Raw genomic sequence first — 13,534 nt, 5'->3', positions numbered from 1 at the left:
GCGCCACGGATCTTGCTCATCTGGTTCAGGGCAAACACACCGAGAAACAACATCAGCGCACCAATAAACGCGAAGCCGAGGAAGGCCCTCGGAGCGATATTCATATTACGAAGCGACATGCGGGAATCCTGGGGGAGAAGCGCGATCCGTGCGGCCATCAGACGGGGTGTCCCTCTCTATCGGTCGTACGACTAAAGTCTAAAGGGGCGTGTGCGCTTTTGTCGCATCTGACGAGGGGTTTGGCCGATTCAGGAACCAGATCCGGTAAATGCAGTCACTAAGGCTCGAAAGTGCGGCCCGGCCCTTAAAAATCGGGCTGCGCGCCGGGGATAACCCTGGCATCCGAGGTGAATTTTCTTTATCGTCACCGCCCTTTGAAAAAGCCCGAGAAATCAAAATGTTAGAAGCATCCCTCAGCCAATTGGAACAACTGGTCAGCGACCTGGTACAGCAGAATCAGGATCTGCTGAGCACCAACGAATCCCTCAAGGCGGAACTGGCCCGCGCCAAGGATGAGAACGACAGCCTGCAACTGAACCTGATGGAGCAGGAAGAAAAGCACGGCGCCACTGCCGCACGTATCCAGGCGCTGGTTGAGCGTGTGAGCGCAGGGCCCGTCGGCGCATGAGTGAAGGGATAAAGGTCGTTTCGATTCTCGGAGAGGATTACTCGATCAAGGCTCCGGCCGGGGAAGAGAAAACCCTGATGCACGCCGTGACCCTGCTCAAGGCGTCCCTGGCCACCACCAAGAAGAAGTACCCGACCCTGATCGGTGACAAGCTACTGGTGCTGGCGGCGCTGAACCTGTGCGCCGAGCAGATCGAAATGCAGCAGGCGCACCAGCAGGAACTCGACCGTTACCAAGAGCAAGTCAGCGCCACGGTCGATGTGATTTCCAAGGCGATCGGAACGCCTTAGAACCACTCATCTTGCATGCCGAGGCACGTGTCATCGCGGGCCTCCAAGAGTGCCAGTTCATGATGGCAGCTCGGTACTTCCCAGGTCAGGAAGTACCGGGCTGCCTGGAGCTTGCCTTTATAGAAGGCCACATCCGCCGCATTGCCCTTGGCCAAGCCTTCTTCGGCGCGAATCGCCTGTTCCAGCCAGCGCCAGCCAATCACCGTATGCCCGAACACCTTCAGGTACAGCGCCGAGTTCGCCAGGCTGCTGTTGACCTTGCCGTGGGCGAGATCCGTCAGCAGGCCGATGGTGACGCTTTGCAGGCGGTTGACCAATTGTTCCAGCGGTTCCCTTAGTGCGGTCAGGCTTGGGTATTCCTGCGCCCGTGCGCCGGTTTCAGCAATCAGTCGTATGAGTTGCTTCAACCCCGCGCCGCCGTTCTGCGCCAGCTTGCGCCCCAGCAAATCCAGGGACTGGATGCCGTGGGTGCCTTCATGGATCGGGTTCAGGCGGTTGTCACGGTAGTACTGTTCCACCGGGTATTCGCGGGTGTAGCCATGGCCGCCGAGAATCTGGATCGCCAGTTCGTTGGCCTTGAGGCAGAACTCCGAGGGCCAGGATTTGACGATGGGGGTGAGCAGGTCCAGCAGTTCGTGGGCGTGCTTGCGCTCGGCTTCGGTTTCCAGGGTGGTGGTGTCGTCGAACAGCCGTGCAGCGTAGAGGCCAAGGTCGAAGGCGCCTTCCACGTAGGATTTTTGGGTCAGCAGCATGCGCTTGATGTCCGCGTGCTGAATGATCGAGACAGGTGCCGTTGCAGGGTCTTTGCTGTCGGGCAGACGACCTTGCGGGCGTTCGCGGGCGTACTCCAGGGAGTAAAGATAACCCGCGTAACCGAGCATGACCGCGCCCATGCCGACGCCAATACGCGCCTCGTTCATCATCTGGAACATGCAGCTCAGCCCCTGGTGCGGCTGGCCCACCAGATAGCCGACGCAATGCCCGTTGTCGCCGAAGTTCAGCGCGGTGGACGTGGTGCCGCGCCAGCCCATCTTATGGAACAGCCCTGCCAGCAGCACGTCGTTGCGCTCGCCCAGGCTGCCGTCGTCGTTGACCAGGAATTTGGGCACGATAAACAGCGAAATGCCCTTCACCCCGGCTGGCGCGTCCGGCAGCTTGGCCAGCACCATGTGCACGATGTTGTCCGACAACGGGTGGTCGCCGCCGGAGATGAAGATCTTGTTGCCCTTGAGTCGATAGGTGCCGTCAGCAGCAGGCTCTGCGCGTGTGCGAATATCCGCCAGCGACGAGCCCGCGTGGGGTTCGGTGAGGGCCATGGTGCCAAAGAAGCGGCCGTCGATCATCGGTTGCAGGAAGCGTCGTTTCTGATCGTCGGTGCCGAAGCTTTCGATCAGGTTGGCGGCGCCCATGGTCAGGAACGGATAGGAGGTGGACGCCGCGTTGGCCGACTGGAAGTGCGCGAAACAGGCTTGGGACAGTAGGGTGGGCAGTTGCATGCCGCCCGCTTCGAAACTGCGCGCTGCGTTGAGGAAGCCGGCTTCCAGGAAGGCGTCCACGGCGGGTTTCACTTCTGGAATCAGGATGGCCTTGCCGTCTTCGTAGCGCGGTTCGTTTTCGTCGTTCTTGCGGTTGTGAGGGGCGAAGTACTTTTCCGCGATGTTGCGGGCGGTGCTGATGGCCGCATCGAAGGTTTCACGGTTGTGTTCGGCAAACCGCTCGCGCTGGGTCAGACCCTCGGCATCGAGGACTTCATACAGCTCGAAAGCCAGATTGCGGGAACTGAGCAGCGTCTCGGACATGGCGGCTTACCTTTGGAGGAATTGGCCTGAGTCTAAGTGCGCGAATGGTGGGTGGATAGCAAGATTGATCTGGGTGATGGAGGAACAAAACGCGGATGGAAGCAAAGCGCGGTCAATGGGGGAGCGGGCTTACTCGCGAATGCGCGATGTCAGTCAACATCTTCATCGACTGACACACTGCTTTCGCGAGCAAGCCCGCTCCCACAATTCTGACCGTGTTGGGTCAGTTAACCGATGGTCATCAGGCTGGCATTGCCACCTGCCGCCGCGGTGTTAACACTCAACGCCCGCTCGATCACCAAGCGCTCCAGCGCAACCGCCGTCTCGCCTTGCGACAAACCTTGCACCCCGACAATCGCACCGCCACGCTGGGCCACTTGCTGGCACACCGCACGCAACTGGTCGGAATCACCGTGGTGCAGGACCGCATCGAACACAACCTCGTCCTTGGTCCAGTCGGCCACGCGCTTGATCTTCGCCTGAATCTCCTTCGGCAGGCGTGGGAACAAGGCCTTGGTCAGGTCAGTTTCAGGCCATACCGCCGAACCGCCGACGGCCAGTACCGCCGCCAGTTGCGTCAGCAGATCGCCTTCCACGTCCGCCAGGCACAGTACATGCTCGCGAGGCAGGATGGCGTAGCTGTTGCGCTCACCGGTCGGGCCGGCCAACTGGCGGGTGATACCGCTTTGCGACTGCGCGGCGAACTGGCTGCACAGGGCGCTCAGGTCGCTGAACTTGTTACCGTCGGCCCAGGTTTTCAGGGCGGTCAGCGGCTGGCTCATGGCGTCGCGCAGGCGCACGTCCGGCGCGGCCAATGCGTCGCCGCGGACGAAGGATTGCTCGATGGCATCCGTAGGGCGCGTCGACAGCAGGCGGTACAGGTACAGCGGGCCACCGGCTTTCGGGCCAGTGCCCGACAGGCCTTCGCCGCCGAACGGTTGCACGCCAACCACAGCGCCCACGATGTTGCGGTTCACATAGACGTTGCCGGCATTGACGTTGTCGATCACCTTGGCGATGGTCTCGTCGATACGCGTGTGCACGCCCAGGGTCAGGCCGTAGCCGGAGGCGTTGATCTGACCGATGAGTTGGTCGATCTCTTTACGCTTGTAGCGCACCACGTGCAGTACCGGGCCGAAGATCTCGCGTTGCAGTTCGTCGAAGCTGTCCAGCTCGATCAGGGTAGGCATCACGAAGGTGCCGCGCTTGATCTCTTCGCCATCGGCGATAGCCACCTGATACACATTGCGGCCTTTGTCGCGCATGGCCTGGATGTGTTTTTCGATGCCGGCCTTGGCTTCGGCGTCGATCACCGGGCCGATGTCGACGGACAGGCGCTCAGGGTTACCCAGGCGGCATTCCGCCATGGCGCCCTTGAGCATTTCGATGACGCGGTCTGCCGAATCTTCCTGCAGGCACAGTACACGCAGGGCCGAGCAGCGTTGACCGGCACTGTCGAAGGCCGAGGACACCACGTCGATGACCACTTGTTCGGTCAGCGCCGAAGAGTCGACGATCATCGCGTTCTGGCCACCGGTTTCGGCGATCAGCGGGATCGGACGGCCCTGGGCATCCAGGCGACCGGCGACGTTGCGTTGCAGCAGGCGAGCTACTTCGGTAGAACCGGTGAACATCACGCCTTTGACGCGATCATCACCCACCAGGCGGGCACCCACGGTTTCGCCCTGACCCGGCAGCAATTGCAGGACGCCTTCCGGAATACCGGCTTCCAATAGGATGCGCACGGCTTGCGCGGCAACCAACGGGGTTTGCTCAGCAGGCTTGGCCAGTACCGGGTTGCCGGCGGCCAACGCAGCCGCAACCTGGCCGCTGAAGATCGCCAGTGGGAAGTTCCACGGGCTGATGCAGACCACCGGGCCCAGCGGGCGGTGGGCGTCATTGGTGAAATCGTTACGCGCCTGCACCGCGTAGTAGCGCAGGAAGTCCACCGCTTCACGCACTTCGGCGATGGCGTTGGCGAAGGTCTTGCCGGCTTCGCGGGCCAGCAGGCCCATCAGCGGCTGGATCTCGCCTTCCATCAGGTCGGCGGCACGCTCCAGGATTGCAGCGCGCTCGGCGGGCGGGGTGGCCTGCCAGATCGGTCCGGCGCTGATAGCGCACTGGATCGCGTTGTCGACGTCTTCGACGGTTGCTTCTTGTACATGACCGACTACATCACGCAGGTCGGACGGGTTCAGCACCGGTGCCGCCGCTTGCTCGCTGGAGGCGCAACCGAGCATCGGCGCGGCTTTCCAGTTGTTGTGGGCGGTGGCCAGCAAGGCGCAGGACAGCGACGCCAAGCGGTGTTCATTAGCCAGGTCGATACCGGCCGAGTTGGCGCGGTCGCTGCCGTACAGGTCACGCGGCAATGGAATGCGCGGGTGCGGCAGGCCGAAGCCGCCTTCCAGCGTGGCCATCTGTTCGATGCTGGCCACTGGATCGGCCACCAGCTCCTGGATCGAGATGGATTGGTCGGCGATGCGGTTGACGAACGAGGTGTTCGCGCCGTTTTCCAACAGGCGACGTACCAGGTAGGCCAGCAGCGTTTCGTGGGTGCCGACCGGTGCGTACACGCGGCACGGACGGTTCAGCTTGCCGTCGGAAACCTTGCCTACAACCTGCTCATACAGCGGTTCGCCCATGCCATGCAGGCATTGGAATTCGTACTGGCCGGGGTAATAGTTCTGACCGGCGATATGGTAGATGGCCGACAGCGTGTGCGCATTGTGCGTGGCGAACTGCGGGTAGATGACTTCCGGCACCGACAGCAGTTTGCGTGCGCATGCAATGTAGGAAACGTCGGTGTACACCTTGCGGGTGTAGACCGGGTAGCCTTCCAGGCCTTCGACCTGGGCGCGCTTGATTTCGCTGTCCCAGTACGCGCCTTTTACCAGGCGGATCATCAGGCGATGGCGGCTGCGGCGTGCCAGGTCGATGACATAGTCGATCACATACGGGCAACGCTTCTGGTAGGCCTGGATCACGAAACCGATGCCGTTCCAGCCGGTCAGTTGCGGCTCGAAGCACAGGCGTTCCAGCAGGTCCAGGGACAGCTCCAGGCGGTCGGCTTCTTCGGCGTCGATGTTCAGGCCGATGTCGTATTGCTTGGCCAGCAAGGTCAGCGACAGCAGGCGCGGGTACAGTTCGTCCATCACGCGCTCGTACTGCGCACGGCTGTAACGCGGGTGCAATGCCGAGAGCTTGATGGAAATGCCCGGGCCTTCATAAATCCCACGGCCGTGGGACGCTTTGCCGATCGAATGGATGGCTTGTTCGTACGAGGCCAGGTACTTCTGCGCGTCGTGCTCAGTCAGCGCGGCTTCACCCAGCATGTCGTAGGAGTAACGGAAGCCCTTGGCTTCGAACTTGCTCGCGTTGGCCAAGGCCTCGGCAATGGTTTCGCCGGTGACGAACTGCTCGCCCATCAGGCGCATGGCCATGTCGACGCCCTTGCGGATCATCGGCTCGCCGCTCTTGCCGATGATGCGGCTCAGGGACGAGGTGAGGCCTGCTTCGTTGTGGGTAGCGACCAGTTTGCCGGTCAGCAACAAGCCCCAGGTGGCGGCGTTGACGAACAGCGATGGGCTGTTGCCCAGGTGCGGCTGCCAGTTGCCAGTGCTGATCTTGTCGCGGATCAGTGCGTCGCGGGTGCCCTTGTCCGGGATGCGCAGCAGCGCTTCGGCCAGGCACATCAGCGCCACGCCTTCCTGGGACGACAGGGAGAATTCCTGCAGCAGGCCCTGGACAATACCGGCACGGCCGCCGGCACTCTTCTGGTTACGCAGTTTTTCAGCGATCGAGGCCGCCAGCTTGTTGGTGGCTTCGGCCATCGGGGCCGGCAGGCGAGCCTGTTCGATTAACATCGGCACCACTTCCGGCTCAGGGCGGCGGTAAGCGGCGGTGATCGAGGCGCGCAATACGGACTGTGGCAGGATGCTTTCGGCGAACTCAAGGAAGCACTGGTGGGCGTGGTCGGTCTGGACCTCGCCTGCATCGTCGGCGTCCTTGCTGCTCAAACCATTGAGTTCGGTCAGGGTTGCACCACCCTCCAGTTTCTCCAGGTAATTGAAAATCGCCTGCTTGATCAGCCAGTGCGGCGTGCGATCAATGGAGGTCGCGGCAGCCTTCAGGCGCTCGCGGGTCGGGTCGTCGAGTTTGACCCCAAGGGTGGTCGTAGCCATTTTCTTATCCTCATGGGTGCCACTACCGAGTGGCATTAGCTGGCGGCAAGATTAGCTTTGCGCATGCAGAGGTGCAACCGGGTGCAACCCTTTTTATTCAGGAAATTTTCGATCGTGATCGGGAAAAAAACACACCGTCAACGGATTCCGCTCCGCCTTGGTGCGTTTGCTTCTGAGATCGGCTGTTCTTGCTCCGAAAAGGAGCAAAAACAAGGTGTTTTTTACAAAACACGTCAAGGTGCAACTTATTCTCGCGAAACTGGTTGCACCTTATTTGCTTTGTTGAATAGCATTCGCGGCCAAGGTGCAACCACCTCGACGGGTCGGTTCATCGGCTGACGGCTTTCCTGGGGAAACGTCAGTCATAAATGCGCGGCACGCAGTTACGTCTACCCACTACCAGTGGGTGGCCGTCTGACAGACCGCTGCTACATAAAAACAAAGCCAGGGCGTCACTCTTATGAGCGTTAGTAATCCAACCCTGATCACGTTCGTGATCTACATCGCAGCAATGGTGCTGATCGGCTTCATGGCCTATCGCTCCACCAACAACCTTTCCGATTACATCCTGGGCGGTCGCAGCCTCGGTAGCGTGGTGACTGCCTTGTCGGCCGGCGCTTCCGATATGAGTGGCTGGTTGTTGATGGGCCTGCCGGGCGCGATCTACATGTCTGGCCTGTCGGAAAGCTGGATCGCCATCGGCCTGATCGTCGGTGCTTACCTCAACTGGCTGTTCGTCGCCGGTCGCCTGCGGGTCCAGACCGAGCACAACGGTGACGCCCTGACCCTGCCGGATTACTTCTCCAGCCGTTTCGAAGATAAAAGCGGCCTGCTGCGGATCATCTCTGCCGTGGTGATCCTGGTGTTCTTCACCATTTACTGCGCTTCCGGCATCGTCGCCGGTGCCCGCCTGTTTGAAAGCACCTTCGGCATGTCCTACGAGACTGCCCTGTGGGCCGGTGCTGCAGCGACCATTGCCTACACCTTCGTCGGTGGTTTCCTGGCAGTGAGCTGGACTGATACCGTACAAGCCACGCTGATGATCTTCGCGCTGATCCTGACGCCAATCATCGTGCTGCTGGCCACCGGTGGTGTTGATACCACTTTCCTGGCCATTGAAGCCAAGGACCCGACTAACTTCGACATGCTGAAAAACACCACCTTCATCGGCATCATTTCGCTGATGGGCTGGGGCCTGGGTTACTTCGGCCAGCCGCATATCCTCGCGCGTTTCATGGCGGCGGACTCGGTGAAGTCGATCGCTAAGGCACGCCGCATCTCCATGACCTGGATGATCCTGTGCCTGGGCGGCACCGTGGCCGTGGGTTTCTTCGGTATTGCTTACTTCTCGGCGCACCCGGAAGTCGCAGGTCCGGTCAACGAAAACCACGAGCGTGTGTTTATTGAGCTGGCCAAGCTGCTGTTCAACCCATGGATCGCCGGCGTGCTGCTGTCGGCCATCCTGGCGGCCGTGATGAGCACCTTGAGCTGCCAATTGCTGGTGTGCTCCAGCGCCTTGACCGAAGACTTCTACAAGACCTTCCTGCGCAAAAACGCCTCCCAGGTTGAGCTGGTATGGGTCGGTCGCCTGATGGTGCTGCTGGTTGCGCTGATCGCTATCGCCATGGCCGCCAACCCGGAAAACCGCGTTCTGGGCCTGGTGAGCTACGCCTGGGCCGGCTTCGGCGCCGCGTTCGGTCCTGTGGTGCTGATCTCGGTGATCTGGAAAGGCATGACCCGCAACGGCGCACTGGCCGGTATCCTGGTCGGCGCGATCACCGTGATCGTGTGGAAACATTTTGAACTGCTGGGTCTGTACGAAATCATCCCGGGCTTCATCTTTGCCAGCCTGGCGATCTACTTCGTGAGCAAGCTGGGCGCTCCGACTGCGGGTATGGTCGAGCGTTTTGATGCTGCGGAAAAAGACTACAACCTCAATAAGTAATTCGCTGGGCGTTAAACGCCAGGTGAGTTGAAAAAAGGCCCGCGTCCTACGGATTGCGGGCCTTTTTTTGCGTGGGGTTTACGTCGGTCCGAAGAAGATTCAGACGTGTGAACGTAGGGTTTTACTGATTTGCTTGGCGTGTGCTCAGCAGGGCGCAAGGGTGATGCAAAATCGGCAGCCCAGCCCTCGCAGAGAAACACCGGATGTTCGCTCCTGCCAATCAAAGCGCCTTTACCCTGACCCTCGATGGGGAGCCCAGTGAATTCAAGGTATTCGAGTTCAGTGGTATCGAATCCATCAGCCAGCCTTACCGTTTTGATATCGAACTGGTCAGCGAGCAGCCCGGCCTGGACCTGGAGAGCCTGCTGCACCGGCAGGTGTACCTCGGTTTCGATGATCAGGGTCGGGGTGTCCACGGTCTGGTTTACCGAATGGCGCAAGGCGACTCCGGCCGACGCCTGACGCGGTATCAGATGACGCTTGTGCCGCAACTTGCCTATCTGGGCCACAGTAGCCACCAGCGTATTTTCCAGCACAAGACGGTGCCGCAGATTGTTGCGCAAGTACTCGAGGGGCAGGGGATCCAGCGCGACCGTTTCGAGTTCCGGCTCAGTGGCACCTACCCGGAGCGTGAATACTGCGTGCAGTTTGGCGAGACGGACCTGGCGTTCATCCAGCGGCTTTGCGCGGAGTTGGGCATTCACTATCACTTTCAGCATTCGTCGGCCGGTCATTTGCTGGTATTTGGCGATGACCAGACCGTTTTCGTCCAAGCAGACCCGCCCACGCCCTATACCCCCGGTTCCGGGATGGTGGCGGACACCCCGGTGATCAAGCGGTTTGCAGTGCAGGTACAAGCCCGTACCACGGGGGTGAACCTGCGCGACTACGACTTTCGCAAGCCAAGCCTGGCGCTGGAAAGCGAGGTGACAGGCGAGCAGCTTCCACCGCTTGAAGCTCAGGTTTATCCCGGCCACTTCAACGACCGTGCCCATGGCAAATACCTCGCGCAGCGTGGTCTGGAGCGGCACCGCAGTGACTATCGCGTCGCCCGTGGCAGCGGTGATGAGCCTGCCTTGGGCAGCGGTCGGTTTCTCAAGTTGGCCGGTCACCCGCGGGAAGACTGGAACGACCTGTGGCTGGTGACGCACGTGACCCATGAGGGGCTGCAGCCCCAAGTGCTGGAAGAGTCCGTCACCGAGGTGGCAGGCGGGGATTTCCGCCAGGGTTATCGCAACGAATTTTCCGCGACGCCTTGGGACGCGATCTTCCGCCCGCCCATGCCTGAGCAGCCGCGTCCGACCATTGCCGGCTATCAGAACGCCGTGGTGACCGGCCCCGCCGACAGCGAAATCCATTGCGATGAATACGGCCGGGTCAAGGTGCAGTTGGTGTGGGATCGCGACGGGGAATATAACGACCATTCCAGTTGCTGGCTGCGGGTTGCCAGCGGCTGGGCCCATGATCGTTATGGCTCGGTGTTGATCCCCCGGGTCGGTATGGAAGTGCTGGTGGGTTTCGTCAATGGCGACATGGATATGCCGCTGGTCATGGGTTGCCTGCCCAACGCGGCCACCCAGGTGCCCCTCGACCTGCCGGCGGACAAGACCCGCAGCGTCTTCCGCAGCCAGAGCAGCCCCGGTGGTGGAGGCTACAACGAGCTGCGCATCGAGGACCGAAAGGGCGCCGAGGAAATCTACCTGCGCGCCCAGCGGGACTGGACGCAGCACGTGCTGCATGACCTTCGGGTAAACGTGGACGGCGAGTCGCATCACGAATTGCAAGGCGAGGAGCTGCGCATCACCCACGGCAACCGTCTGACCGACCTAAAGCAAGACGACCACTTGATGGTTGGCGGCTCGCGGCAGGTAAGGGCAGGACAGACCATCCAGATAGGCGCGGGGCAAAGCGTGGTGATCGAGGGTGGCGCAACCGTGACGATTCAGGCGGGCGGACAATCGATCACCCTGTGCGCGGGCGGGATTTTCAGCAGCGTTCCGATCCAGCTTGGCAGTGCGCCCGCTGCGACTGCGGCGCCATTGACGCCTGGCCTGAAGGAAACACTGCTGGCGGTGATTCCCGCTCCACTGAGCCGGGTGCAAGTGGCCAGCCTGAAGCGCAGTGCGCCGTTTTGCGAAGAGTGCGAGCGTTGCAAGAACGGCCAATGTGGCCTCATCTGACTTTTAAACGGATTTACGAAGATGCATCAACCTTTGCTTCCGGGTGAACAGATGTTTGCAGTGCTGGGCGCTGGCAGCGACGCCAAGCCCCTTGACGCTTGGCGGGCGCTCGCCGCCGGGCCAGCGCCGCAGCCCGTTTGGGCCGGCACGGCCTATGCGACATGGGATGAGGTGATGCCCTATGTGGGAATTGTCGAACCGGATAGCCCGTTCCTCGATTGGGCTGCTTCCACGGCCTCCACGGATTGGGGCTGGTTGGCCCTATCGTCGCACCCGCTGGAAACCGTGATTGCACACCTGCAAGGCCTGACCAAGGTCTACCTGCCCGACGGCGAGGAAGTGTTCTTGCGGTTCTGGGATGGTGCTCAGTTCCTGCCGATCCTTCAGCAGACGGGCGGTGAACTATTGCCGGTGTTCCAGCGCTACTTGATCAATGGCCAGTCGCTGACCGTCGCCACTGGCCCGGTCACTGCCGCCAGAGCGAGCCCGTGGTGGCGAGTACCTGCGCCGTTACTTCAAGATTTGGCCGAGCAATCGCCGCACACCCTGATCGATAACCTCCTGCAAGGGCTCGAAGAGCAACGCCCTGACCTCTACACTGCGTTCATGCCGACGACCTTGCGGGACAAGGTCGCCTACTTCACGCGCCGCCGCGAGGTCAGCCATCAGGGTTTGGCGGACTTTCTGGCTTCAGAGTCGAGTTGAAACCAGCGCCTGCTGCAGATCTTCGATCAGTTCGGCGATGGCTTCGGCGCAGTCTTCGCGGGCGAAGCGCGCACCGAAGCACTGCACCAACGCCCGCGTAAAAGGTAAACTTCGCCCCCTGCGCAGGAGCAACCATGAATTATCGTCACGCCTTTCACGCCGGCAACCACGCCGATGTCTTCAAACACCTGACCTTGACCCGCCTCATCGCCCTGATGTCGCGCAAGGAGCAGCCGTTCGCCTACCTCGACACCCACGCGGGGATCGGTCTGTACGACCTGCAGGGCGACCAGGCCAACCGCACCGGTGAGTACCTGGAGGGCATTGCGCGCCTGTGGGGCGAAAGCGACCTGCCGCCACTGACCGCCGATTACATGCGTGTGCTGCATGAGATGAACCCGGACGGAGAGTTGCGCTACTACCCGGGCTCGCCGGAACTGGCGCGGCGGCTCACCCGCCCTCAGGACCGTGTGCTGCTCAATGAAAAGCACCCGGAAGACGGCGTGCTGCTCAAGGACAACATGAAGGGTGACCGTCGCGTGAAGGTGCACCTGGGCGAAGGCTGGCATGTGCCGCGAGCTTTGCTGCCGGTCCCGGAAAAACGTGCGTTGATGCTCATTGATCCGCCGTTCGAAAAACTCGACGAGATGCAGCGCTGTGCGGCATCCCTCAAAGAGGCGGTGGGTCGCATGCGCCAGACCGTCGCGGCCATTTGGTATCCGGTGAAGGATCAGCGCATGTTGCGCCGTTTCTACCAGGACCTGGCCGGCACCGGTGCGCCGAAGTTGCTGCGTGTGGAATTGCTGGTGCATCCGCTGGATACGCCCAACACCCTGACCGGCTCGGGCCTGGCGATCGCCAACCCGCCGTGGGGCTTGGAGGAGGAGTTGCGGGAGTTGCTGCCGTGGCTGTCCAAGAAGCTTGGGCAGACCCAGGGTGGATGGCAGATGGATTGGCTGATCGCTGAGTGATCCAGTCTTAAGCCATGCACGGAACCCAATGTGAGAGCGGGCTTGCTCGCGAAGGCGGTGTATCAGTCTACTAATTCAGTGACTGACACCCCATTTTCGCGAGCAAGCCCGCTCCCACATGTTGAATGGCGTTGGCCTTTAGATCGGGCAGCTCACACCCGTTCCGCCGATCCCGCAATAGCCCTGCGGATTCTTCGCCAGGTACTGTTGGTGGTACGCCTCGGCGAAGTACACCGTCGGTGCCTCTTCGATTTCGGTGGTGATCGCGCCCAGGCCGGCCTTGGTCAACTCACCCTGATACGCCTCGGCACTGGCCTTTGCCGCCGCCAATTGCTCCGGGGTGGTCGCGTAGATCACCGAGCGGTACTGACTGCCGATGTCATTGCCCTGGCGCATGCCCTGGGTGGGGTTGTGCAGTTCCCAGAACATCTTCAGCAGGTCTTCGTATTTCACCTTGTCCTGGTCATACACCACCAGTACCACTTCGCTGTGGCCGGTCAGGCCTGAACAGACTTCTTCATAGGTCGGGTTTGGCGTGTAGCCGCCAGCGTAACCGACCACGGTGCTGACCACGCCATCGCGCTGCCAGAACCGGCGTTCGGCTCCCCAGAAACAACCCAGGCCGAAGATCGCGAAGCCGACGTCATCCAGAAATGGGCCGAGCAGCGGATTGCCGTTGACGAAGTGAGTCTCCGGCAGCGACATCGGGGTTTCACGGCCAGGCAGAGCTTGTTCTTGAGTGGGCAGCACGTTTTTGTTCACCAGAATTTCCGAGCGCAAGACCATGATCAGTCCTCTCAGTCAGATTGAGTTGGGTAAGAATTCAGACAACCAG

9 protein-coding genes are annotated in these 13,534 nt (G+C 61.1%); 6 read left to right on the top strand and 3 right to left on the bottom strand.

What is annotated here, in order from left to right:
• Positions 1–397 precede the first annotated feature (397 nt).
• Both BMZ57_RS24650 and BMZ57_RS24645 read left to right on the top strand, forming a co-directional pair.
• Positions 398–628, top strand: a complete 231-nt coding sequence (locus BMZ57_RS24650) for a hypothetical protein (RefSeq protein WP_010213700.1) — start codon at positions 398–400, stop codon at positions 626–628.
• On the top strand, positions 625–918 hold the full coding sequence (locus BMZ57_RS24645; RefSeq protein WP_016977202.1) for a cell division protein ZapA: 294 nt from the start codon (positions 625–627) through the stop codon (positions 916–918). The genes BMZ57_RS24650 and BMZ57_RS24645 overlap by 4 nt, the downstream gene beginning before the upstream one ends.
• Here BMZ57_RS24645 and BMZ57_RS24640 read toward each other — a convergent pair.
• Both BMZ57_RS24640 and putA read right to left on the bottom strand, forming a co-directional pair.
• The gene (locus tag BMZ57_RS24640) at positions 915–2,717 is read right to left on the bottom strand and encodes an acyl-CoA dehydrogenase (RefSeq protein WP_045791376.1); all 1,803 of its coding nucleotides are present in this window, start codon (positions 2,715–2,717) and stop codon (positions 915–917) included. The two genes, BMZ57_RS24645 and BMZ57_RS24640, sit on opposite strands and share 4 nt — an antisense overlap.
• Before the next feature lie 227 nt (positions 2,718–2,944).
• Positions 2,945–6,898, bottom strand: coding sequence for a trifunctional transcriptional regulator/proline dehydrogenase/L-glutamate gamma-semialdehyde dehydrogenase (gene putA, locus BMZ57_RS24635; RefSeq protein WP_042571368.1), 3,954 nt, complete (start codon positions 6,896–6,898; stop codon positions 2,945–2,947).
• Between the two features lie 460 nt (positions 6,899–7,358).
• Between putA and putP the strand changes: the two genes are divergently transcribed.
• The 4 genes from putP to BMZ57_RS24615 all read left to right on the top strand — a co-directional run bounded on the left by putP (position 7,359) and on the right by BMZ57_RS24615 (position 12,699).
• A complete protein-coding gene (gene putP, locus BMZ57_RS24630; RefSeq protein ID WP_010213696.1) occupies positions 7,359–8,843 on the top strand; it encodes a sodium/proline symporter PutP in 1,485 nt (494 codons plus the stop codon).
• Positions 8,844–9,046: 203 nt separating this feature from the next.
• Positions 9,047–11,023 carry a type VI secretion system Vgr family protein gene (locus BMZ57_RS24625; protein WP_069672813.1) on the top strand — a complete coding sequence of 659 codons (1,977 nt, stop codon included), beginning with the start codon at positions 9,047–9,049 and terminating at the stop codon, positions 11,021–11,023.
• Between the two features lie 21 nt (positions 11,024–11,044).
• Complete coding sequence (locus BMZ57_RS24620) at positions 11,045–11,728, top strand: DUF4123 domain-containing protein (RefSeq protein ID WP_044286530.1); 684 nt, start codon at positions 11,045–11,047, stop codon at positions 11,726–11,728.
• 134 nt (positions 11,729–11,862) lie between these two features.
• Positions 11,863–12,699 carry a 23S rRNA (adenine(2030)-N(6))-methyltransferase RlmJ gene (locus tag BMZ57_RS24615; protein WP_010213693.1) on the top strand — a complete coding sequence of 279 codons (837 nt, stop codon included), beginning with the start codon at positions 11,863–11,865 and terminating at the stop codon, positions 12,697–12,699.
• 138 nt (positions 12,700–12,837) lie between these two features.
• On the opposite strand, the gene msrA is transcribed toward BMZ57_RS24615, so the two are convergent.
• Positions 12,838–13,485: a peptide-methionine (S)-S-oxide reductase MsrA gene (gene msrA, locus BMZ57_RS24610; protein WP_010213692.1), complete on the bottom strand. Its 648-nt coding sequence runs from the start codon at positions 13,483–13,485 to the stop codon at positions 12,838–12,840.
• Between the last annotated feature and the right edge of the window lie 49 nt (positions 13,486–13,534).

This window comes from Pseudomonas simiae (genome assembly GCF_900111895.1).
GTDB classification, from domain to species: domain Bacteria; phylum Pseudomonadota; class Gammaproteobacteria; order Pseudomonadales; family Pseudomonadaceae; genus Aquipseudomonas; species Aquipseudomonas simiae.
The sequence above is the reverse complement of the archived record's forward strand: the minus strand, read 5'-3'. Positions and strand labels throughout refer to the sequence as shown.

Bases quoted from the DNA above. Each gene is read 5' to 3' on its own strand.
- msrA (WP_010213692.1), bottom strand. From the start codon at position 13,485: ATGGTCTTGCGCTCGGAAATTCTGGTGAACAAAAACGTGCTGCCCACT.
- BMZ57_RS24615 (WP_010213693.1), top strand. From the start codon at position 11,863: ATGAATTATCGTCACGCCTTTCACGCCGGCAACCACGCCGATGTCTTC.
- BMZ57_RS24645 (WP_016977202.1), top strand. From the start codon at position 625: ATGAGTGAAGGGATAAAGGTCGTTTCGATTCTCGGAGAGGATTACTCG.
- putA (WP_042571368.1), bottom strand. From the start codon at position 6,898: ATGGCTACGACCACCCTTGGGGTCAAACTCGACGACCCGACCCGCGAG.
- BMZ57_RS24650 (WP_010213700.1), top strand. From the start codon at position 398: ATGTTAGAAGCATCCCTCAGCCAATTGGAACAACTGGTCAGCGACCTG.
- putP (WP_010213696.1), top strand. From the start codon at position 7,359: ATGAGCGTTAGTAATCCAACCCTGATCACGTTCGTGATCTACATCGCA.
- BMZ57_RS24625 (WP_069672813.1), top strand. From the start codon at position 9,047: ATGTTCGCTCCTGCCAATCAAAGCGCCTTTACCCTGACCCTCGATGGG.
- BMZ57_RS24620 (WP_044286530.1), top strand. From the start codon at position 11,045: ATGCATCAACCTTTGCTTCCGGGTGAACAGATGTTTGCAGTGCTGGGC.
- BMZ57_RS24640 (WP_045791376.1), bottom strand. From the start codon at position 2,717: ATGTCCGAGACGCTGCTCAGTTCCCGCAATCTGGCTTTCGAGCTGTAT.